22 protein-coding genes are annotated in these 20182 nt (G+C 66.0%); 7 read left to right on the top strand and 15 right to left on the bottom strand.

Annotation, left to right across the window (positions count from 1 at the left end):
• Nucleotides 1-41: 41 nt before the first annotated feature.
• From fabD to OQZ28_RS09670, 6 genes are read right to left on the bottom strand one after another with little or no spacing between them, the layout of a single operon-like run.
• Entirely contained in the window at nucleotides 42-1028 is a 987-nt protein-coding gene (gene fabD / locus OQZ28_RS09695; RefSeq protein ID WP_458135968.1) for an ACP S-malonyltransferase, read from the bottom strand.
• A gap of 57 nt (nucleotides 1029-1085) precedes the next feature.
• The gene (locus tag OQZ28_RS09690) at nucleotides 1086-1613 is read right to left on the bottom strand and encodes a YdcF family protein (protein ID WP_458135967.1); all 528 of its coding nucleotides are present in this window, start codon (nucleotides 1611-1613) and stop codon (nucleotides 1086-1088) included.
• A gap of 6 nt (nucleotides 1614-1619) precedes the next feature.
• Nucleotides 1620-2894, bottom strand: coding sequence for a class I SAM-dependent methyltransferase (locus OQZ28_RS09685; protein ID WP_458135966.1), 1275 nt, complete (start codon nucleotides 2892-2894; stop codon nucleotides 1620-1622).
• 8 nt (nucleotides 2895-2902) lie between these two features.
• The gene (locus OQZ28_RS09680; RefSeq protein WP_458135965.1) at nucleotides 2903-3661 is read right to left on the bottom strand and encodes a glycine betaine ABC transporter substrate-binding protein; all 759 of its coding nucleotides are present in this window, start codon (nucleotides 3659-3661) and stop codon (nucleotides 2903-2905) included.
• Between the two features lie 37 nt (nucleotides 3662-3698).
• Entirely contained in the window at nucleotides 3699-4550 is an 852-nt protein-coding gene (locus tag OQZ28_RS09675) for a Dabb family protein (RefSeq protein ID WP_458135964.1), read from the bottom strand.
• 36 nt (nucleotides 4551-4586) lie between these two features.
• Nucleotides 4587-5411, bottom strand: a complete 825-nt coding sequence (locus OQZ28_RS09670; RefSeq protein ID WP_130731292.1) for an acyl-ACP desaturase — start codon at nucleotides 5409-5411, stop codon at nucleotides 4587-4589.
• A gap of 186 nt (nucleotides 5412-5597) precedes the next feature.
• Here OQZ28_RS09670 and sucC point away from each other — a divergent pair, with 186 nt between their 5' ends.
• The 7 genes from sucC (at nucleotide 5598) to OQZ28_RS09635 (ending at nucleotide 12273) form a co-directional block, all read left to right on the top strand.
• Complete coding sequence (gene sucC / locus OQZ28_RS09665) at nucleotides 5598-6797, top strand: ADP-forming succinate--CoA ligase subunit beta (protein WP_458135963.1); 1200 nt, start codon at nucleotides 5598-5600, stop codon at nucleotides 6795-6797.
• 5 nt (nucleotides 6798-6802) lie between these two features.
• Nucleotides 6803-7675 carry a succinate--CoA ligase subunit alpha gene (sucD, locus tag OQZ28_RS09660; RefSeq protein WP_130731294.1) on the top strand — a complete coding sequence of 291 codons (873 nt, stop codon included), beginning with the start codon at nucleotides 6803-6805 and terminating at the stop codon, nucleotides 7673-7675.
• A 109-nt stretch (nucleotides 7676-7784) separates the two neighbouring features.
• Complete coding sequence (gene bioB / locus OQZ28_RS09655) at nucleotides 7785-8795, top strand: biotin synthase BioB (protein ID WP_130731295.1); 1011 nt, start codon at nucleotides 7785-7787, stop codon at nucleotides 8793-8795.
• A gap of 87 nt (nucleotides 8796-8882) precedes the next feature.
• Entirely contained in the window at nucleotides 8883-9518 is a 636-nt protein-coding gene (queE, locus tag OQZ28_RS09650; protein ID WP_458135962.1) for a 7-carboxy-7-deazaguanine synthase, read from the top strand.
• 2 nt (nucleotides 9519-9520) lie between these two features.
• Nucleotides 9521-10261 (top strand): 7-cyano-7-deazaguanine synthase QueC, encoded by a 741-nt coding sequence (gene queC / locus OQZ28_RS09645; RefSeq protein WP_130731297.1) that lies wholly within the window; start codon nucleotides 9521-9523, stop codon nucleotides 10259-10261.
• Nucleotides 10254-10781: a 6-pyruvoyl trahydropterin synthase family protein gene (locus OQZ28_RS09640; RefSeq protein ID WP_130731298.1), complete on the top strand. Its 528-nt coding sequence runs from the start codon at nucleotides 10254-10256 to the stop codon at nucleotides 10779-10781. The genes queC and OQZ28_RS09640 overlap by 8 nt, the downstream gene beginning before the upstream one ends.
• Nucleotides 10782-10812: 31 nt before the next feature.
• Nucleotides 10813-12273 (top strand): SulP family inorganic anion transporter, encoded by a 1461-nt coding sequence (locus tag OQZ28_RS09635; RefSeq protein ID WP_458135961.1) that lies wholly within the window; start codon nucleotides 10813-10815, stop codon nucleotides 12271-12273.
• Nucleotides 12274-12517: 244 nt separating this feature from the next.
• Here OQZ28_RS09635 and OQZ28_RS09630 read toward each other — a convergent pair whose 3' ends face one another.
• The 9 genes from OQZ28_RS09630 to coaE all read right to left on the bottom strand — a co-directional run bounded on the left by OQZ28_RS09630 (nucleotide 12518) and on the right by coaE (nucleotide 20182).
• Complete coding sequence (locus tag OQZ28_RS09630; protein ID WP_458135960.1) at nucleotides 12518-12700, bottom strand: hypothetical protein; 183 nt, start codon at nucleotides 12698-12700, stop codon at nucleotides 12518-12520.
• Nucleotides 12701-12785: 85 nt separating this feature from the next.
• Nucleotides 12786-12974, bottom strand: a complete 189-nt coding sequence (locus OQZ28_RS09625) for a DUF4304 domain-containing protein (protein WP_458135959.1) — start codon at nucleotides 12972-12974, stop codon at nucleotides 12786-12788.
• Between the two features lie 23 nt (nucleotides 12975-12997).
• Entirely contained in the window at nucleotides 12998-13900 is a 903-nt protein-coding gene (locus OQZ28_RS09620; RefSeq protein ID WP_458135958.1) for a hypothetical protein, read from the bottom strand.
• Entirely contained in the window at nucleotides 13897-14847 is a 951-nt protein-coding gene (locus tag OQZ28_RS09615) for an MlaD family protein (protein ID WP_130731301.1), read from the bottom strand. Before OQZ28_RS09615 ends, OQZ28_RS09620 begins: the two co-directional genes overlap by 4 nt.
• Nucleotides 14847-15542, bottom strand: coding sequence for a P-loop NTPase family protein (locus OQZ28_RS09610; RefSeq protein WP_130731302.1), 696 nt, complete (start codon nucleotides 15540-15542; stop codon nucleotides 14847-14849). The genes OQZ28_RS09615 and OQZ28_RS09610 overlap by 1 nt, the downstream gene beginning before the upstream one ends.
• A 2-nt stretch (nucleotides 15543-15544) precedes the next feature.
• Nucleotides 15545-16441, bottom strand: a complete 897-nt coding sequence (locus OQZ28_RS09605; RefSeq protein ID WP_458135957.1) for an MlaE family ABC transporter permease — start codon at nucleotides 16439-16441, stop codon at nucleotides 15545-15547.
• Nucleotides 16438-18780, bottom strand: a complete 2343-nt coding sequence (locus OQZ28_RS09600) for an adenylate/guanylate cyclase domain-containing protein (protein ID WP_130731304.1) — start codon at nucleotides 18778-18780, stop codon at nucleotides 16438-16440. The genes OQZ28_RS09605 and OQZ28_RS09600 overlap by 4 nt, the downstream gene beginning before the upstream one ends.
• A gap of 95 nt (nucleotides 18781-18875) precedes the next feature.
• The gene (gene dnaQ, locus OQZ28_RS09595; protein ID WP_458135956.1) at nucleotides 18876-19556 is read right to left on the bottom strand and encodes a DNA polymerase III subunit epsilon; all 681 of its coding nucleotides are present in this window, start codon (nucleotides 19554-19556) and stop codon (nucleotides 18876-18878) included.
• Entirely contained in the window at nucleotides 19553-20182 is a 630-nt protein-coding gene (gene coaE, locus OQZ28_RS09590) for a dephospho-CoA kinase (protein ID WP_458135955.1), read from the bottom strand. Before coaE ends, dnaQ begins: the two co-directional genes overlap by 4 nt.

The following is a 20182-nucleotide window of genomic DNA, read 5'->3' as shown; positions in this document are numbered from 1 at the left end:
CAATCAGAATGCCCCCGGCACGCGGGCCGGGGGGCGTTGTTTCAGCGCGCGGCCAGATAGGCTTCGATATCGGCCGGCGTGCCGACCGAGCGGGTCGCGACATCGCCATTGATGCGCTTGACCAGCCCCGCCAGCACCTTGCCCGAGCCGATCTCGACAAAGCTGTCCACGCCCATGGCCACCATCGCATCCACGCTTTCGCGCCAGCGCACGGTGCCGGTAATCTGGCGCACCAGCAGGTCGCGGATCGTGGCCGGGTCACTCACCTTGGCCGCCGTTACGTTGGCCACCACGGGCACGACGGGGGCCTTGATCTCGGCCTCGTCCAGCGCCTTGCGCATGGCCTCGGCCGCGGGTTCCATCATCGAGCAGTGGAAAGGGGCGGAGACCGGCAGCTTGAGCGCGCGCTTGACGCCCTGCGCCTTGGCCAGCTCGATCACGCGGTCGATCGCCGCCATCTCGCCCGCCACAACCACCTGGCCGCCGCCATTGTCGTTGGCGACTTCGATGATCTGTTTGTGGGCCTTGCCCGCCTCATCGGTATAGGTTGCGGCCTCGGCGCACAGGCTGGCGGCGCGCGCCATGTCCATGCCCACGCCAATCAACGCCGCCATGCCGCCCCTGCCCGGCGGCACGGCAGCCTGCATGGCGTTGCCGCGCAGGCGCAGCAGGCGGGCGGTCTGGGCAATGCCCAGCGCACCGGCAGCCGCAAGGGCCGAATATTCGCCCAGCGAGTGACCCGCCACCAGCGCCACGTCGCGCTTGAGCTCCACGCCGCCTTCGCGCTCCAGCACCCGCAGCACGGCCAGCGAGACGGCCATGAGCGCAGGCTGGGCGTTGTCGGTGCGGGTCAGGTCCTCCATCGGGCCTTCGAACATGAGTTTGGAGAGATGCTGGCCCAGCGCCTCATCAACTTCCTGGAACACTTCGCGCGCCGGGGCGAAGGCCTCGGCGAGGTCGCGCCCCATTCCAACTGACTGACTTCCCTGACCGGGGAAAACAAAGGCTTGCACAGGCATGACTTCCATCCAGACTAACTATGGTTCTTGGGTTCATCCGCGTGATGCGGGCTGGGGCGGGCAGTGTCAATCACCATCGCGCCCCGCGCGGAGCCGATAGGCTGCCAGCAAAAGCACATCCCACGGCACGGCCGCCACCTCGCGCAGGCGCCAGAACCACCGCTTGCCCCACCGGCGGGCGGCGGGCACGGGTGGTGGCGGCACGCGCATGACCTGCCAGCCCATCATGCGCATGAGCACAAGGCAGCGTGGCAGGTGATAGGCGCTGCTGGCCACCGCCACCGGCCCAGCATGCCCGCGCTGGCGCAGCAGCCGCGTGCAGGCGATGACGGAAGCCAGCGTGTCGGGTGCGGTACCTTCCACCAGCACGGCATCAGGCGGCACGCCCGCGGCTTCCAGCATGGTGCCCATGACATCGCCCTCACGCAGGCCCGAAGGGGGCGACACACCTCCGGTAGGCACGTACAGCACCGGGGTACGGGCCGCGCCAAAGGTGTAGGCGGCCACCACCCGCAACCACAGGGTGCGGCCCGGCGCACCATCAGGCTGGAGCCTTGCGCCGAATATGACGATGGGCAGCGGCGGCTGTGGCATGGTCCCTCAGGCAGGCGCGCGCAGCAGCACCCGGTTGAGCGATTCCAGCGTGGTGAACATCTGCGCCCAGATTTTGGCAAAGCGGCTGGCCGAGACACCCCGCGTTTCCATGATGGCGGCAAGATCGGCCACCGTGCGCTCGCCATCGATCAGCGGCAGGATGCCACGCGCCTGCGGCGGCAGGGCAATGGCGACCTGAAGCGTGCCGAACGCGAAGGGCAGCCGGTCATCGCCCCCCATCATGCGGGCGAGTTCAAGGCCGGGAATCTCGCGCATGACGGGCACGGCATCTGGCGCAAACGGGTCGGCCCGCACAACCGGCTCGCCCATGCGGCGCACATAGGCGACATGGGTGGCCATGTTGCCGGCCACGTCCTCCGCCACGGCCTGGCGGGCGCGTTCGGGCAGGGCCGCAATCCGCTCGCGCAGGCGTGGGTCAGGCAGCAGCAGGGCGGGGTCGTAGCGGGCGGGTTCCATCAGGCAGGCCGCCGCCAGCCCCGCGCGGTCCAGCAGGGCGTGGAAGGCGGTTATGTCATAGGCCCTGTCACGCGGGTTGAGCAGCAGGTCATACAGCCCTGCGTCGCCCCCGGTCAGGTGATCGCCAAAATTGGTATTCTGCCGCAGCCAGGCGGTGGCGGGCAGATGGCGCATGACGCGGCGGGCCACATCGAGCCGCCCCTTCGGGGCCTCATCCACCGGGGCAAGGCGCTCAAGGGCGTCTTGCAGCATATACACGCCCGTGCGGCCATAAGGCGCATAGACCATCAGCCCCATGCCGCCACCGGGCGCAAGCACGCGCTCGAGGGCCGCAAGCCCCGCATCGGGGTCGGGCAGGTGATGCAGCACGCCGCAGCAGTCGATGTAGTCGAACGGGCCGGGGGCCACCTGCGCGATATCGGTCAGGTCGCCGCGCACGAAGCGCATGTTCTCCAGCCCGCGCACCGCAGCGCGTTTGCTGACAATGTCGAGCGCCGCGGGCGAGCGGTCGAGGCACAGCACCTCACCCGGCCGCCCGGTCCGCGCCATGTGAGTGGCCAGCATGATCGCGCCATCACCCGTGCCGCACCCCGCCACCAGCACCCGCAATGGCTGCGAACGCGGGCGGGTGGCGCCAAACACCCAGTAATCGATCTCGCGCAGGTGGCTGGGGCTGCCGATCAGCAGCCTGCTCTTTTCCTCACGCGGGTCGCGGGCGGGATAGGGGTAATGCTCGTACTGGGCAAGCAGCCCGGCATCACGCCCGTCATGCGGAGTGGGGATGGCGCTTTCATCACGGGTCATGATGGGCCTCAGCGCGGCAGCAGCTTGCCGCGCTGCCAGGCCTCGGCGGCGTCTTCAGCGCTCATGCCCTCGAAGCGCATGGCATGGTCGAGCGCGCTGACCACCTTGTTGCCCAGCGTCAGCTCATCAAGCTCGTCAAGCAGGTCGGTATCCATTTCGGGCCGGGCGACCGAGCGCAGCAGGATGCGGGCTTCCTGCTCCGCGCCGTAGCTGCCCTTGGGGTCATCAAGTGCGAGCAGCTTCTGGCCGTAATGCACGAAGGAAGGCTGCCAGGCGGGAATGATCTCGGGCAGGCTGCCCTCAAGCACCCGGGCTGCGTGGTCATATGCCTCTGCATCGGGGCGCGCGGCGATGGTGTAGCCCGCCTCGGTCAGGTTATAGGCGGCCACGACCTGGCGCACCCGGTCGAGCAGCGAGGCGGGGGTCACGATCTCGCGGCTTACGGGGCAGTCGGCCGCGGCAAGCCCGGCAACCGAGGTCACGCCCGTGGCCGCGGCCTCGGGCACGCCCCAGCCAAAGGCGGGGCGATAAAGCTGGCCGAAGGCTTCCATGCCCAGCTCGGGGGCGAGGAAGGCGGCATCGACATCAGGCAGCCAGGCCGAGACGAACAGGTCCACATCGCCACGGCGCATGTGCTCGATCATCTCCGCGCGCGGGGCAACGACGTATTCGATTTCCAGCTCATAGGCTTCCAGCACGCGGGCGACAGCGGCGGCGGAGGCCTGCTGCACGGTTTCATCAAGGTGCCCGAGGGTCACGGTGGTCATGTAGTTTCACTCCTTGGTGGCAAGTGTGCCCGGCCCGTCAGCCCTGCTGCTGGGGAACCTGCGCCGCGTGCCCGGTCTGGACCGGCGCCCTGTTCTGGGGATGCGCGGATGCAACGGCATAGTCAAATACGAGGGTGGTGACGATATAGGGTGCCGCGAATTTCTTGAAGGCTTCATGCGCGGGGTCGAAATAGGCCGGGTCCGTCACGACCGGGCGGCCCACGTAATAATTGCGATCTCCCTCCGAGCGGAAGGTGACCACGAAGGCCTGCTGCAGCCCCTCATCCACGCCCTCGCCGCTGATCTGGGCGCCGGTCTCGATCGAGACGACAACGGGCGAGCCATCCTCGCGCCGCGACGTGCGGGCCAGCGCCAGGAACCGGCGCACCACCTCCGCACGCTGGTCATCGGTGATGGTGGGCAGAAAGCGGAACAGCACGATATGGCGCACAAGGCCGCGATGAAAGCCCGCCGAGGTGAAGCGCAGCAGCCCCACCTGCGAGGCCATGAGCCGTTCGGCGCGCGTGGCATCGCTGACCGGCGGCTCGGCTGGCGCTGCCGCCGCACTGGCCGGAGCGGGAACCGGAGCCGCAGCGGCGGCTGGGGCCGGGACTGAAACCGGGGCCGCAGGAGCGGCTGATGCAGGGGCCTGAGCTGGAGCCACAGGGGCGGCTGATGCCGGAGCCTGAGCCGGAACCACAGGAGCAGTTGATGCCGGAACCTGAGCCGGAGCCGGGGGCACAGGCGCAGTCGGGGCCGGAACCGGGGCCACGGCGGCGTCCGGGGCGGGCGTTGCAGGCGCGTCATCCGCCCACGCGGTTCCCGCCATGAACAGGCAGCCCGCCGCGATGATGGCAGCCTGTCCCGCCCTGATGTCACGCACCTTCATTTTCAGTCTTCGTTCCTTTCATGCGGCAGCACGGGGTCAGGCTGCGGCGGTCATCCGCGCGAATTTGCGCTGGCGCATCATGAGCAGGCGGTACACCGCACTGCTGATCAGCCCGCTCAGCCGCCCGTGGGGCGTCCAGCCAATGGTTTTCAGAATCATGCCCGTAACCCGCACGGCATGGCGCGGCTTGTACAGCCGCAGCGCACGCGACATGTAGGCCGCGATGCAGCGGCGGTGGTCGTAGGGCGTGGAGGCGGGTTCGTTGGTGGTGTGGAAGGCGGACGCCAGTTCGTCATCCTCGCTTTCCGTCACCCGGCCCAGGGCAATGCGGGTGCGCTGCCATGCGCCCAGGCGCTCACGCCGCAGGTAGCGGCGCATATGGTCATAGAACAGCTTGAAATGGCGGTATTCGTCCGCCGCGATCTGCTTGCATATGGCCTTGAGCAGCGGCTCGTCGGTGGCATCGGCCAAGGCGCTGTAAAAGGAGGACGTGCCCGTCTCGACCATGCAGCGCGCGATCAGCTCCCCCGTGCGCGAGCCACGGATGGAGGCATTCACGTCAAGGTCGAGGCTGTAGGCCTGCCGGTAGCGGGTGAAGGCGGCCATGTAGTCCCAGCTCGGGTCGGCCAGCATGGCCCAGCGGCCCAGCGCATCGCCGTGCTGCACTTCCTCCACCGCCCAGTTATCCGCCGCACGGGCAAAGGCGGGGTCATCGGCAAAGACGTTTTTCAGGTAGCGGGCATAATCAAGGCCATTACGCTCCACGACCGATGCTGCCTTGATGACAGGTATCATGTCAGGGTCCACCCGTTGCGGGTCGAAACTGTTCCAGTTCATCTGTTCAATGCGCCAGTGTTTCATCGCAACCTGCTCTTGTATTTTTTCTCCATTAAGGCGCGCACAGCGTGCCATTGATGAAGAGGACATGACACATGTTTCATGTTTACGCCAATCCTGACACCATCCCACCCCCTGTCATTGCGCTGCCAAATCATGCTAGGGGGCTAGCCCGACACCGCCAATAAGAACGACAGATTGGGTCGCCACATGAATATTCATGAATATCAGGCAAAGGCGCTCCTGCGCTCCTACGGCATGCCCGTGCCTGAAGGACATGCCGCCACCACCGCCGATGAGGCCACCGCCGCAGCAAAGGCGCTGGGCGCGCCGGTTACCGTAGTCAAGGCGCAGATCCACGCCGGTGGGCGCGGGGCCGGGCATTTTGCGGGCAAGCCCGAGGGCAAGGGCGGCGTGCGCCTCGCCCGCACGCCCGCCGAGGTGGAACAGGCCGCCCACGCCATGCTTGGCCAGGTACTCGTGACCAAGCAGACCGGGCCTGCGGGCCGCCTCGTGCGCACGCTGTATGTCGAATCCGGCTGCGACATCGCACGCGAGCTGTATTTTTCCATGCTGGTCGACCGGGTGACCGGGCGCGTGGTCATTGTTGCCTCGCCCGATGGCGGCATGGAGATCGAGGAGGTCGCCGCCCGCACGCCCGAGCGCATCTTCAAGGAATATATCGACCCCGCGAAGGGCCTGTGCGACTACCAGTCACGCGCGCTGGCCGTGCGCCTGGGCCTGAAGGGACGCGAGATCCGCGCGTTCCAGAGCGTGGTGCGCGCGGCCTATACCGCCTTCACCAGCCTTGATGCCGCCATTGTCGAGGTTAACCCCCTGGTCGTGACCGGGGCGGGCGACCTGCTTGCCCTCGATGCCAAGATGTCGTTCGACGAGAACGCGCTCTACCGCCACCCCGAGATTGCGAAGCTGCGCGACGAGCACGAGGAAGACCCCCGTGAGCGCGAGGCGGCCGAATACGGCCTGGCCTATGTGGGGCTGGATGGCAATATCGGCTGCATGGTCAACGGCGCGGGCCTGGCCATGGCCACGATGGACATCATCAAGATGGAAGGCGAGGAGCCGGCCAACTTCCTCGATGTTGGCGGCGGCGCGTCAAAAGAGCGCGTGGCGGCGGCCTTCCGCATCCTCATCGGCGACCCCAAGGTGCGCGGCATCCTGGTCAACATCTTTGGCGGCATCATGCGCTGCGACGTGATTGCCGAGGCCATCATCGCCGCCTCGCACGAGACCGGGCTGAACGTGCCGCTGGTGGTGCGCCTGGCGGGCACCAATGTCGATCGCGGCAAGGCACTGCTGGCTGAATCCGGCCTGACCATCATCCCCGCCGATGATTTGGGCGATGCCGCCCGCAAGATCGTAGCCGCCGTCCGTAACGCGGGAGTCTGAAGCGCATGTCCATTCTCGTCAACAAATCCACCAAGGTGATCACGCAGGGCTTTACCGGCGCGCAGGGCACCTTCCACACCGAGCAGGCGCTGGCCTACGGCACCCACATGGTCGGCGGCGTGACCCCCGGCAAGGGCGGCAGCGTGCATCTGGGCCTGCCGGTGTTCGACACCGTGGCCCAGGCGCGGGATGCGACCGGGGCTGATGCATCGGTCATCTACGTGCCGCCCGCCGGCGCCGCCGATGCCATCCTTGAGGCCATTGCCGCAGGCATTCCCCTGATCGTGTGCATTACCGAGGGCATTCCCGTGCAGGACATGGTGCGCGTGCGCGCCGCCCTCGAGCTGTCGGGCAGCCTGCTCATCGGCCCCAACTGCCCGGGCATCATCACGCCTGATGAATGTAAGATCGGCATCATGCCCGGTCCCATCCACCGCCGCGGGCATGTGGGCATCGTCTCGCGCTCGGGCACCCTGACCTATGAGGCCGTGGCCCAGACCACCGCCATCGGCCAGGGCCAGAGCACCTGCGTGGGCATTGGCGGCGACCCGGTCAAGGGCATGGACTTCACCGATGTGCTCGCCCGCATGATCGAGGATCCCGACACGCATTCCATCGTCATGATCGGCGAGATCGGCGGCACGTCGGAAATCGACGGGGCGGAACTGATCCGCGCCAGCGGCACGCACAAGCCCGTGGTGGGCTTCATTGCCGGTGCCACCGCCCCTCCCGGCCGCCGCATGGGCCATGCGGGCGCGGTCATTACCGGCGGGCACGAGACCGCAGGCGCCAAGATCGAGGCCCTGCGCGAGGCGGGCATCCATGTCGCCCCCAGCCCCGCCGAACTGGGCACGACACTGGCCCGCGTGCTGGGCTGACCCCCGTTTCCGGCGATGGCGCCATAGGAATAAAAGAGTGGCCATCGCCGGTTTTGTATGGCACAGCCGGAAGCGTTTTTTCCACCCCCTGCCAGAGGACCTGAGCCCGATGCCCGATGGGAGCAGCCCGGATACCCTGCCCTTGCATGGCACCGCCATGCCCCCCGTCCGCACGGACTGGACGCGCGATGAAGTCGCGGCCCTCATGGCCCTGCCCTTCCCCGACCTGATCTACCGTGCCCAGACCGTGCACCGCGCACGCTTTGACCCCACGGAAATGCAGATATCCACCCTGCTGTCGATCAAGACCGGCGGCTGCCCGGAGGACTGCGCCTACTGCCCGCAGAGCGCGGTGCATGAGGATGGCGGCGTCAAGGCCAGCCGCCTCATGGCCGTGGAGGAAGTACTGAAGGAAGCCCGCGCCGCCAAGGCCGCGGGGGCCGCGCGCTTCTGCATGGGGGCCGCGTGGCGCAGCCCCAAGGAGCATGACCTCGAGACCGTGTGCGCCATGGTCGAGGGCGTGAAGGCGCTGGGGCTGGAAAGCTGCGTGACCCTGGGCATGCTCGACAACAGCCAGGCCCACAAGCTCAAGGATGCCGGGCTGGACTACTACAACCACAACATCGATACCTCGCCCGAATATTATGGCGACATCATCTCCACCCGCACCTTCCAGGACCGGCTCGATACGCTGGAGAACGTGCGCGACGCGGGCATCAATGTCTGCTGTGGCGGGATCGTGGGCATGGGCGAGGACAGCACCGACCGCGCGGGCATGATCGCCACCCTGGCCAGCCTGCCCCGCCACCCCGAGAGCGTGCCGATCAACATGCTCGTACGCGTGGAAGGCACGCCGCTGGCCGACAGGGCCGAGGCGGTTGACCCGATCGAATTCGTGCGCACCATCGCTGCCGCCCGCATCACCATGCCCGCCAGCCGCGTGCGCCTTGCCGCAGGCCGCGAGGACATGAGCGATGAAGCCCAGACCCTGTGCTTCCTGGCGGGTGCCAACTCCATTTTCTATGGCGAACGCCTGCTGACCACGCCCAATCCCGCCGCCCTGCGCGACCGGCAGTTGCTGGACCGGCTGGGCATGCATACATCACACAAACAGGGCTGAACCCGACGCGGCCGGGCGGGGACCGGCCGGGGCATTTTCCCATGCTGGCCCTGTTCATCTGGCCACGTGCATCACGAAATCTGGAACATGTCCTATACCGTAAAGGAAATCTTTCCCACCCTGCAGGGTGAGGGCGCACAGGCTGGCCGCACCGCCGTGTTCTGCCGCTTTGCAGGCTGCAACCTGTGGAGCGGGCTGGAGCGTGACCGTGCAAAGGCCATCTGCCAGTTCTGTGATACGGATTTCATCGGGACGGATGGCACGGGCGGCGGCCGCTTTGCCGATGCCGATGCCCTGGCTGATGCCATCGCCGCACAATGGCCCGGCCCTGACACCGCGCGGGCCTTCGTGGTGTTTACCGGCGGCGAGCCCCTGCTCCAGCTTGATGCGGCGCTGATTGCCGCAGTCCATGCACGCGGTTTTGAAGTGGCGGTGGAAACCAACGGCACCCTGGCCGCCCCCGCCGGTATAGACTGGCTGTGCGTCAGCCCCAAGGCGGGCGCCGTGCTGGTGCAGAAATCGGGGCATGAACTCAAGCTGGTCTATCCCCAGCCCGACCTGATGCCCCAACAGGTGGCGGAACTGGATTTCGGGCAGTTCTGGCTCCAGCCCATGGATGACGCGCGCCGCAACCACAACACGGCGGCAGCGGTTGACTACTGCATGCGCCACCCGCAATGGCGGCTGTCGCTCCAGACCCACAAGCTGATCGGGATCCCCTGAACATGAGCGTTTCCCCTCCCCCTCCCTCCAGGCCCGAGAACGAAGCAGCCCTGGTCCTGTTTTCCGGCGGGCAGGATTCAGCCACCTGCCTCGCCTGGGCGCTGGCGCGGTTTGGCCGGGTGGAAACGCTGGGTTTCGATTACGGGCAGCGGCACGCGGTGGAGCTGGAATGCCGCGCCACGCTGCGCGATGGCATGGCGCGGCTCAACCCCACATGGGCGCAGCGCCTCGGCGCCGACCACACGCTTGACCTCGCAGCCCTTGGCACCGTGTCGGACACGGCGCTGACGCGCGAGGCGGAAATTGCGCTGACCGAAGGCGGCCTGCCCAACACCTTCGTGCCCGGTCGCAACATCATCTTCCTCACCTTTGCCGCAGCCCTGGCCGCGCGCCGCAATATTCGCCACATCGTGACTGGCGTGTGCGAGACGGACTATTCCGGCTACCCCGACTGCCGCGATGACACGATCAAGTCCCTGCAGGTCACCCTCAACCTGGGCATGGCCAGCCATTACATCCTCCATACCCCGCTCATGTGGATCGACAAGGCCCAGACCTGGGAGCTGGCCGAGCAGCTTGGTGGCGCGGCACTGGTGCGGCTGATCAACCACGAGAGCCACAGCTGCTACCTCGGCACACGCGGCGTGCTGCATGAATGGGGGCATGGGTGTGGCACATGCCCGGCCTGCCTGCTGCGCAAGGCGGGGTGGGAGCGGTTCATGGCACAGAAACACCATGTTTGAACTGGTTTTCAGCCGTCGCTTTTCCATGGCGCACCGGCTGCTGGCAGGTAGCAGCGAGCGCTGCGCCCTGCCGCACGGGCATAATGAATACGTGCGCGTGCACCTGCGCGCGGCAACACCCGCGCCGCTTGATGGCGGAGCGAACATGGTCATGCCCTTCGAACGCGCCAAGGGGGTGTGGCATGGCTTTATCGACAACCATGTCGACCATGCGCTGCAACTTGCCGAGGGCGACCCGCTGCTGGCGTGGTTCCGCCAGCATGAACCCGGGCGCGCGGCCCGCATCATGGTCACGCCGGGCGACCCCACGACCGAACTGCTGGCCTGCCTGCTCATGGCCAAGCTCAATGCCTTCCTTGCCGCCGATGGCGGGGCGCTGACCTGTGCGGCCATTGAAATACAGGAAACGCCCACCAACACGGTCCGTTACAGCGGCGACCCGCTCGCGGTCCTGCCCCAGCCCCGCGCGGCCCCCCGATGCTGGTGGCGGCGCGCGGACATGACCATAGCCGACACCTGATTCCCCTACCCTGAAAGGCCCCGTTTTTTACATGTCAGCACTTGCCCGCTACCGCCAGGAATGGTTCGGCAACATCACGCGCGACACCCTGGCCGGGATGGTCGGCACATTCGCGCTGATCCCCGAGGTCATCGCGTTTTCCTTCGTGGCGGGGGTGGACCCGGCCGTTGGCCTTTATGCCTCCTTTGTCATCAGCGTGGTCATTGCGTTCACGGGCGGGCGGTCAGGCATGATCTCGGGGGCCGCGGGCTCGGTGGCGCTGGTGGCGGCAGCGCTGGTGCGCGGGCATGGCGTGCAGTACCTGCTGGCGGCCACACTCCTGTGCGGCCTGCTGCAGGTCCTGTTCGGCATTCTCAAGCTCGACGTGCTCATGCGCTATGTCTCGCGCCCGGTGCGCACCGGGTTCGTCAACGCGCTGGCCATCCTGATCTTTTCGGCCCAGCTGCCGCACATGCTGCATGTCACGTGGCATACCTATGCCATGATCGCGTTGGGGCTTGTCATCATCTACATGGTGCCGCGCTTCTTTACCGCCATCCCCTCGCCGCTCATCTGCATCGTGGTGCTGACGGTGGTGGCCGTGGCCTGGCCCATGCCGCTGCATACGGTGGCCGATCTGGGCCGCCTGCCCGACAGCCTGCCGCATCTGGTCCTGCCTGATGTGCCATTCTCGCTTGATACGCTGGGCATCATAGCACCCTACGCCCTGGCCATGGCCAGCGTGGGCATGCTCGAATCCATGATGACCGCCCGCGTGGTCGATGACATGACCGACACCCACAGCAGCAAGAAACAGGAATGCATGGGCCTTGGCGTGGCCAATATTGCAGTCGGCCTGTTTGGCGGCATTGCAGGCTGCGGCATGATTGGCCAGACGGTGGGCAACCTGCGCTATGGCGGGCGGGGACGGCTTTCCACCTTCGTGGCGGGTGCGTTCCTGCTGCTGCTGATGGTAGCATTGCGCCCGTGGGTGGCGCAGGTGCCGGTGGCCGCCCTCGTTGCGATCATGATCATGGTCTCGGCCAGCACGTTCTCATGGGGGTCGCTGCGTGATCTGGCGCACCACCCGCGCACGACCAGCGTCATCATGCTGGCTACCGTTGCGGTTGTGGTGGGCACGCATGACCTCGCCGCAGGTGTTGCCGTGGGCGTGCTGCTCAATGGCCTGTTCTTCGCCTTTCAGGTGTCGAACATGCTGTCGGTCACCAGCACGCTTTCCCCCGATGGCCTCAGCCGTACCTATATCGTGAACGGGCAGGTGTTCTTTGCTTCATCCGACGGATTTACCGATGCGTTCGACCTGCACGACACCGCCCGCGACATCACCATAGACCTCACCCATGCCCATCTGTGGGACATGACCGCCGCTAGCGCCGTGGAAGAACTGGTGAGCCGGATGAAGGCGCTGGGCATGCAGGTGCGCCTGACCGGGCTGAACACGGCCAGCGCCACGCTGATCGAGCGGCATACCGGACTGGAAAACCTGACCTGAAAGAGATCTTCTGGCAGGAAGGCATGATGACCCTCCTACTGCGCCAGATGCAGGCCCGTTTGGCCTGTGTCATGCAGGCGACATGATGGCCGCCTGCGGCCAGCGGTTACGGCAGGGAATGGGAGACCCATACCTGCTGGGCCATGATCCGGATCTGGCCGGAGCCTTGCTGGTCCGATCAGGTCCGGCCTGATCTAAAGAGTCACCGCCCGACCGCATCATGCCGCGTTGCGGGATGCGCGGTTCATTCCGGCCCGGAGGCTTGCCCGGAGGGCGGCGCCACAGGCAGCGATGGCCACAAGGCTGGATCAGACAGTTTTTCGATCGTGACTGCCGCAAGTTCCTGCGGCGCATGCTGGTCAAACCTGAACCACTTCGCCTTGAGATACGTATCTTCCGGAGTAATACGCTCCCTTTTGCGCGTCATGTGCCACGCCGTCACCTTACGCGGCGATATGAATGCCCCCGGGCCATCGTATAGTCCTGTGGCGCGCATCGGGCCACTTCCAGCACTATCCGCCACCACGCGGGTCGAACCGGAAGGTCAGCAGGTCGATTGCATCGGGACCGGGGCGCCGGAAGTGGGTCAGCGATCCCCTGAACCCCTGCTGGCGCAACCATGGTACAACGCTGGCCTTCAGTTCACGGTCCATATCAGCGCGGGTATGGGTCACCTGCCTGGCCTCATACGTAGAAGGCATGCGCCCCGGTCGCCATCAAGTGGCTATTTCGTGCTTTTTCCCTTGCCCGTGGCCGAAGTCGCGGTGGGCACGGCAAAAGGATCGGTCACCGTGGCCGTGCCTGCAAGTTTGGCCCACTGGTCGGCCGCCGTCGTATCACCCGCCTGCCGCGCGCTCTGGCTGGCACGGGCATAAAGCTGGGCTGCCGCCTGTGAATTGCCTGCCCTGGTCGCCGCGCGGGCGGCTACGCCAAGGGCGCGGGCCATGTCGCGGTAATGCACCTGTGTCTGGCGGATGGTCGCGGCCTGCAGCGCATCCTGCCAGGCGGTCTGGGCGCTGCCGCCGGTGGCGAGCAGATTGCGGGCCGCCATCTCCCTGGCATCCGCGCTCCAGCTATCGGGCAGCTTGCCGGTCAGCGTCTCGAAATACGCCGCGACCGAGGCCAGTGTCGCACGATCCCCGCTCTCATCGGCAATCAGCCCACGGATGAACTGGCCTTTCTCGGCAATGTCAGGATCCTGCGCGCCCGCGGCAAGGGCGGCCTGTTGCGCGGCTTCCCCCTCGCGGCCCAGCCGGTGCAGCGCGCCGGCCTGCACCAGGTCCAGCCCCGTATCATCCGTCGTCTGCCCGCGCAGCGCCAGCGCCGCCCGGGTTGAGGTAATGGTGGCCAGCGCATCCTGCGGCTTATTTTCATCAAGCTGCACGGTGGCCAGATTATAGCCCGCATCACCTATGGCCGTAACGTCATCACGCGCCACGGCACGCTGGCCTGCCGCACGGTACTGCTGTTCGGCCACCGCAAGGCGGTCAAGCCCCACGGCATCGCGCCCGGTATCCATATCCTGCGACAGGGTGCTGTCGGTCGGGGGGGCGGGGGTCTGCGCCCCGCCGCAGGCGGCAAGGCCCAGTGCAAGGCCCAGTGCCGCATAGTTTTTTTTCATCTTCATGGCTGCACCTTCTGCGCGGGAAGACGGGCATGGCCTTTCTTCACCTTGTTGCCGCTGCCGCCCAGCAGCCACATGCCCCGCATCTGGTCAACCAGCTTCTGCAGGCTGGCGGCCGTGGTCTGGGCCTGCACCAGAAGGACCGGAAGCTGCTGGCTGGCATCCTTCAGGTTGCTGGTGATGGCGGGTGTTGCATTGCTCAGGTCGCCCGTCGCCTTCTGCACGTTGCTCATCGAGGCACTGGCCTTGTCCATCACGGTACCAAGCTGCTTCTCGATCGGGGTCAGCTGGCTGACCGTGGCGTCAAGGCTGGTGATCATCTGTTCCGCCTGGCGGATCAGGTCATCATTGGTCATGAGCCGCCCGATGGAACCCTTGCCCGCATGCATGTCGGTAATGGTGGCATCGAGCGTTGCCATCATGTGCTGGGCGTTATCAAGAACCGGGATCACGCGGTCACGGATATCGCTGAAGGTCTGGGTAATGGTATCAGCCGGGTTGGGCGCGTTGGTGGCGCTGAGCACGGCGTAGCTCCAGTCCAGCTTCTCGCCCACGCCACGCGAGATGTCGATATAGCTCGCCCCCGCCACCACGAAGCGCTTGCGGATGATGGCCGTGCTGTCGTGGCGGATATAGGGCTCGATGTCGGGGTCGATCTCGGCAACGGCGTACATGCCGCCCGAGGGGTTGATGCGCACGCGGCGCACCGTGCCCGCATGGATGCCCATCACCTCGAGGTCATCGCCAACGGAAAGGCCGCTCACCCCGTCTTCAGGCAGCACGATGCGCAGCCTGCCCGCGGGCGTGAGCCAGTCGCGCAGCACGCCAGCCTCGATCACCGCGCCAAACAGGATGACAAGGGCGACCAGAACGAGGATGCCCACCCATTCATCGGCGTAACGGACGCGCACAAGCTGCCGGATTCCGTCTGACTGTTGTTTCTGCACCATTACACCACCCGCAGGGAAAAAAGACCTTCGTCGAGAAGGCGCATGTGGATATTCACCGCCTTGCGATAGGCATGCCACGCAGCAGAGGAGCGGACGAACCACAGCACCCCGCAGCCACGGTCGCGCGCGGCGGTCATCGTTTCAAAAAACGGCAGGACCGTCTCTTCTGGCAGCATGTCCGAGATATCTTCCAGTATCAGCAGGTCCGGCCGCCCCATGAAGGCCCGCACGCAGGCCGCCCGCGCCAGATCCGCGCTGGAAAGCCGGTCTGGCGCGGTAATGGGCAGGCCGGGAAAGCCGAAAGTATGCCCAAGCTCGGTCGCGCGCCGGACCACGTGCTCGAACGGGTCTGTCGTATGGTACAGGTGCGGCAGCATGATGTTGAGATGCGTGCCGAACAGGCTCAGCCAGCTACCATGGCGCGAGATGCGGCCAATACGCCCGCGCAGCGCGTTGAGCTGCCGGTCATACAGCGTGCTCCAGTCCAGCCCCATGAACTTGATGCTGCCCTGCGTGAGCGGGATCATGCCCGTGCACAGATCAGCGAACATGGCGGCGCGCTCGAAGTCACGGCAGTCGATCACCGCGCATTCACCCGGCATGATGCGCAGGTTGTAGGGCGCGGGCATGAGGCCGCTTTCCTCGAACGAGGGCACGGCGTCGCGTAGTTCCAGCAGGGGCGCGTTTGCTGCCATGGTCAGAAATCCAGCATGAAGAGGATATTGACCACCAGCACCAGCATGATCCCGCGGGCGAAGCCGCGCGGCATGATGGTGGCCATCGTATCGTTGCTGCTGACGGTCAGCCCCGAAATGCACGCCCCCAGCCCGACGAAGAAACCGACAAGCACGAATTTGAGCGGGATGATGAGGTAATCCCACGTGGTCATGGCAGCCAGCACGTTGAAGAAGAACGTCCAGACCGAGGAGGTGATCGCCCCGCTGGCATGCGCCACCACAAACCCCATGAGCAGCGACACGACCGCGAAGATCATGCCCAGCGTAAAGCCACCCACCGTAAAGGCGAAGGTGCGCGGCATGACCAGCGCCAGGAAGGGGTCGATGCCACGCGCCTGCAGGCCGCGCACCTCGCCGCCAAGCACCATCATGCCGATCTCGGTCAGCGACAGCATGCCACTGCGGCCCATCAGGATGATGCCCACGAGAATGGGCGCGATTTCACGCACCAGCACCGATACCAGGATCGAACCCGTCATCTGCGCCATGCCGGCATAGCCCAGCCAGTACGCCGCCTGCGACACGACCATCAGGCCCGCGAGGGTTGCGGTAATGACAATGCTCAGGAAGCCGCCGCCAATCACCTGCCGCAAGGTGGCGCGGAATTCATAGATGACCGGCCGGCGCCATGAATTGGGGCGCAGGCTCTCGCGCAGCGTGCCCCACCCCGCCCCGATCAGCAGGAGCGTGAAGCGGACCTGGTGGCGCGTCAACCGCCCCAGTGCCGCAAGCCAGGGCGCGAAACGCCCGACCAGCGTAGCGAAACGGCCCGTATCTCCGCTCTCCTCTGGCGGGGCCATCTGGGCCAGCACGCTTGATGCCTGCTGCTCGGGCGGCGGGGGAGCGTTTTGTGTCATCGCCGCCCGGCCAGCACATAGGTGCGCGTCAGCCCCGCGCCGGGAATGAAGAAGCGCCCGCGCTCACGGAACAGGAAGTTCTGGCGCAGCTGGTGATAGACGTCCTCCGTCACCTGAATGGTGCCGACATCGGGCGCGCCCTGCGCCATCATCTCGGCCATGCCCATGGCATCGCCCCACAGGTTGAAGGCCTGCGGCGCGTTGCCGAGCATGCCGCCAAAGACGGGGCCGACATCAATGCCGATGCGGAAGACGGGGTCGAGGTCTTCCTTGGCCAGGACGGCCAGCGTGTTTTCACGCATCATCAGCGCCGCATTGGCCATGCGGAAGACTGCTCCCTTGTCGGGCGTGTGCGAGCAGCCCGCCACGCACACCACGCGGTGGCCAAGCATGCGGATGGAGAACAGCCCACACTGACGGGCGATGTCCTGCAGCATGCCCGCCATTGAATCGATCAGCTTGAGGTTGGCCATCGGGTCGTTCTGGGCTGTCATGACCATGTCCGACAGGCTGATGACCATGATGGCCACGGCAGGGAAGAACCCTTCCATATTGGCCAGGTCCTGCGCCGAGGGCTGGCCGTTCATGCCCAGGCTGCCGGGCGCCAGCAGGAAGCCCTGGCTGGGATCATGCGGCACTTCATCGGGCGAAGGCTCGGATTCCAGTTCCTCGCGCGCGGCGGCCACCGCCGTGTAATGCTGGGCGGAGAAGCGTGCCGCCGTAACGCCTGCCATCATCTCCACGAAATGGGAGACAATCCCCGCCCGTGGCGCATCCTCAAGCGTGATGACGCCGACCGGGCCGCTGCTGCCCAGAATGGGGCTGCAGAACAGCGCCCGGCTGCCAAACGAGCGCATGTAGATGCGGTAGAACGCCCCGACCCGCTCATCGGCCGCCGCATTCTCCGTTGTCAGCACATCACCATGCGAGACGGCATCGAAAAAGGTCTTGAGGTCCGTGGTGGCCATCTCGAAGCCACCGGAATGCACATCCTGCTGCCTGTCGTAGGAATCGATGCACATCAGCGTATGCCCGTCATGCAGGATACGCCAGATGGCGGCCCGGCGGGCATGGGACTGGTCGGCCAGGGTCTCGGTCAGCAGCAGGGCGTTATCTTCGGGGTTGAACAGGTCCGGGTAGGTCGCGACCGATTGCAGGGCATGGCTCTCGTATGTGGCCACGGCGCGGGACCTGGCAATCTGCGCGCGCATGTGGTCGGCCCGGCGCGCCTGCAGGAACAAAAGCAGGCCCAGCCCCGAGGCCAGAATCACGACCAGCACGGTAAAGAGCAGGTTCTGCCGCCCATCCGCCATGGCGAACTGTGAGAAGTCATCTTCCGGCGCCACGAGCAGCAGCACCCAGCTATCGGTGCCAACCGGCAGGTTGGCCGTGATGGTGACGTAGTTCTTGCCTTTTACACGGACCGTGCGCGCCCCATCGCCATGAACGCGATATTCATCAAACGCCTTGGTCATGACCGGAAAGTGATTCGGGTCGAGCTTCATCCTGTCGGGGTCGCCACCTGCGGCGGCCTCGGCCTCCTGCATGCCGTGGCCTGCCAGCACATGCCCGTCGCGATCCATCAGGATGGCGTTGCCGCTTTCACCAATGCGCAGGGAATTGAGGAATTTGTTCAGATGCGCCAGCGACATGTTGATGGCATAGACATAGGTCTTGTCATCCTGCCCCTTATAGGGAATGGCTGCCGTAAGCGTCAGCTGCCGCGTCACTTCCACGATATAGGGATGGGTCCAGTGCAACTGGCCCGCCTTGACCGTATCGGCAAACCAGGCATGGCCGCGCGGGTCGTAGCTGCCGCCGGGGGTCTGCCACTGCCTGAGCACCTTGCCATTGGCGTCACGCAGTTCATGGGTGAAGACGGACGGCTTGTTCGCCTCCCTGACCAGGGTGGTCAGGGCCACTTCCTGCTCGTTCTCGCCATGTTCGAGCGTGCTGAAATTGCCATCGCCATCAGCGATGTAGAAGGACTGGATCTGCGGCACGTTGCGCAGCATGGTGCTGCTGTAGCCCATGAAGATCTTCTGTTCCACCGCGGGCGCGCCATGTTCGAGCATGTCACGCGCCACCACGCTGCCGGACGATGCCGGGGCGAGGAAGGAATTGACTTCCTTGGCGATGTAATCCTGCTGGCTGACCAGCAGTTCATGCGTCAGGGCAAGGGCGCCGGTGCGCACCGTGCGGTAGGAATGCCAGCCAAAGCCTGCGATGATGGCAATGATGCCCACCACGCACCCGACGGGCACGCCCACATGCAGCAGGAAACGCTTGACCTGATCGGAAGGGGCAATCGTGGGATCGACAATCTCGTCCGTGGACAATGCTCTCTTCCTGTTCAACACATCAGGGCCGGTGGAAGGGCAAGCCTAGACCAAAGCCGCCCGAACGGCCACTCCCTTTGTTACATACCGCCTATTCAGCTCAGCCACACGGGGTCGGCCAGGGCGGCGACGAAGGCCTGGTGGGCCTCGATTTCCGCTGTGTCGGGGCGCACGCGCACGGTCACATGCCCTGCTGGCCGTGCGTAGGTATAGGTGGCAATGCCGCCCCCCCCTTCGGCCACCGAAAGGCCAAGCCCGCGCTGGCGGCCGCCGGTCAGTTCAAGATAGACCTCGGCGAGCAGCTTGCAGTCGAGCAGGGCGTTATGGGTGGTGCGGGCGGAGAGGTCGATGCCAAAGCGGCGGCACAGCGCATCAAGGCTGTTGGGCATGCCGGGAAAGCGTTCGCGCGCCATGTCCAGCGTATCGACCATGCGGCCCATATCAAGTTCAGGCAGGCGGGCGCGGGCGAGTTCCGCGTTCAGGAAACCGAAGTCGAAGCGCGCATTATGCGCGACCAGCGGGTCACTGCCCACGAATTCGAGGAAACCGGGGGCAATCTCGGCAAATTTCGGCTTTCCCTCAAGGTCGGCATAGGTAAAGCCATGCACGCGGGATGCCTCCTCGGGCACGTCGCGCTCGGGGTCGATCAGCACATGGAAATTATTGCCCGTGGGCAGGTCGCCCATCAGTTCCAGCGCCGCGATTTCAATCACGCGGTCGCCCTTGAGCGGGTCGAGCCCCGTGGTTTCCGTATCAAACAGGATGGAGCGTTTCATGCGGGCTTTCCTTTATGGGCCGCCCATGCGGCGGGGCTGGCGGCGTGCATGGCGCGCAGCAGGCGCCTGACCTGCCGCAGCGTGCCATGCCGCGACAGCCCGGTTTGAATGACGATATCGGCCCTGCGCCGCCGGGCGGCATCGGGCATCTGGCGGGCCAGAACGGCATCAAGCTGCGCGGGCGTCATGGTGCCACGCCTCAGCACGCGCGCGCGCTGGATGGGGGCGGGCGCGCTCACCACCACCACCCTGTCACAGATCCGCTCGGCCCCGGTCTCGAACAGGAGCGGAATATCAAGCACCACCCACCGGCACCCATCACGCCGCGCCCGCTCAAGGAAGCGCGTGCGCGCGGCCCGCACCAGAGGGTGCATGATACCCTCAAGCCCGCGCATGATGGCAGGCTCGGCCAGCGCCGCGCGCCGCAGCGCCGCGCGGTCGAGCACGCCATCGCGCACGCAGCCGTGTACCAGCTTTTCAATGGCGGGCAGCGCGCGACCGTGCGGGGCCTGAAGCGCGCGCACCGTGGCATCGGCATCGAACACGCGCAGGCCCGCACGGCGCAGCAGGGCCGCCATGGTGGACTTGCCCATGCCGATCCCGCCCGTAAGGCCGAGCACCCGCAT

This window comes from Komagataeibacter sp. NFXK3, from assembly GCF_054182245.1.
The sequence above is the reverse complement of the archived record's forward strand: the minus strand, read 5'-3'. Positions and strand labels throughout refer to the sequence as shown.

Bases quoted from the DNA above. Each gene is read 5' to 3' on its own strand.
- fabD (WP_458135968.1), bottom strand. From the start codon at position 1,028: ATGGAAGTCATGCCTGTGCAAGCCTTTGTTTTCCCCGGTCAGGGAAGT.
- OQZ28_RS09690 (WP_458135967.1), bottom strand. From the start codon at position 1,613: ATGCCACAGCCGCCGCTGCCCATCGTCATATTCGGCGCAAGGCTCCAG.
- OQZ28_RS09685 (WP_458135966.1), bottom strand. From the start codon at position 2,894: ATGACCCGTGATGAAAGCGCCATCCCCACTCCGCATGACGGGCGTGAT.
- OQZ28_RS09680 (WP_458135965.1), bottom strand. From the start codon at position 3,661: ATGACCACCGTGACCCTCGGGCACCTTGATGAAACCGTGCAGCAGGCC.
- OQZ28_RS09675 (WP_458135964.1), bottom strand. From the start codon at position 4,550: ATGAAGGTGCGTGACATCAGGGCGGGACAGGCTGCCATCATCGCGGCG.
- OQZ28_RS09670 (WP_130731292.1), bottom strand. From the start codon at position 5,411: ATGAAACACTGGCGCATTGAACAGATGAACTGGAACAGTTTCGACCCG.
- sucC (WP_458135963.1), top strand. From the start codon at position 5,598: ATGAATATTCATGAATATCAGGCAAAGGCGCTCCTGCGCTCCTACGGC.
- sucD (WP_130731294.1), top strand. From the start codon at position 6,803: ATGTCCATTCTCGTCAACAAATCCACCAAGGTGATCACGCAGGGCTTT.
- bioB (WP_130731295.1), top strand. From the start codon at position 7,785: ATGCCCGATGGGAGCAGCCCGGATACCCTGCCCTTGCATGGCACCGCC.
- queE (WP_458135962.1), top strand. From the start codon at position 8,883: ATGTCCTATACCGTAAAGGAAATCTTTCCCACCCTGCAGGGTGAGGGC.
- queC (WP_130731297.1), top strand. From the start codon at position 9,521: ATGAGCGTTTCCCCTCCCCCTCCCTCCAGGCCCGAGAACGAAGCAGCC.
- OQZ28_RS09640 (WP_130731298.1), top strand. From the start codon at position 10,254: ATGTTTGAACTGGTTTTCAGCCGTCGCTTTTCCATGGCGCACCGGCTG.
- OQZ28_RS09635 (WP_458135961.1), top strand. From the start codon at position 10,813: ATGTCAGCACTTGCCCGCTACCGCCAGGAATGGTTCGGCAACATCACG.
- OQZ28_RS09630 (WP_458135960.1), bottom strand. From the start codon at position 12,700: ATGACGCGCAAAAGGGAGCGTATTACTCCGGAAGATACGTATCTCAAG.
- OQZ28_RS09625 (WP_458135959.1), bottom strand. From the start codon at position 12,974: ATGCCTTCTACGTATGAGGCCAGGCAGGTGACCCATACCCGCGCTGAT.
- OQZ28_RS09620 (WP_458135958.1), bottom strand. From the start codon at position 13,900: ATGAAGATGAAAAAAAACTATGCGGCACTGGGCCTTGCACTGGGCCTT.
- OQZ28_RS09615 (WP_130731301.1), bottom strand. From the start codon at position 14,847: ATGGTGCAGAAACAACAGTCAGACGGAATCCGGCAGCTTGTGCGCGTC.
- OQZ28_RS09610 (WP_130731302.1), bottom strand. From the start codon at position 15,542: ATGGCAGCAAACGCGCCCCTGCTGGAACTACGCGACGCCGTGCCCTCG.
- OQZ28_RS09605 (WP_458135957.1), bottom strand. From the start codon at position 16,441: ATGACACAAAACGCTCCCCCGCCGCCCGAGCAGCAGGCATCAAGCGTG.
- dnaQ (WP_458135956.1), bottom strand. From the start codon at position 19,556: ATGAAACGCTCCATCCTGTTTGATACGGAAACCACGGGGCTCGACCCG.
- coaE (WP_458135955.1), bottom strand. From the start codon at position 20,182: ATGCGGGTGCTCGGCCTTACGGGCGGGATCGGCATGGGCAAGTCCACC.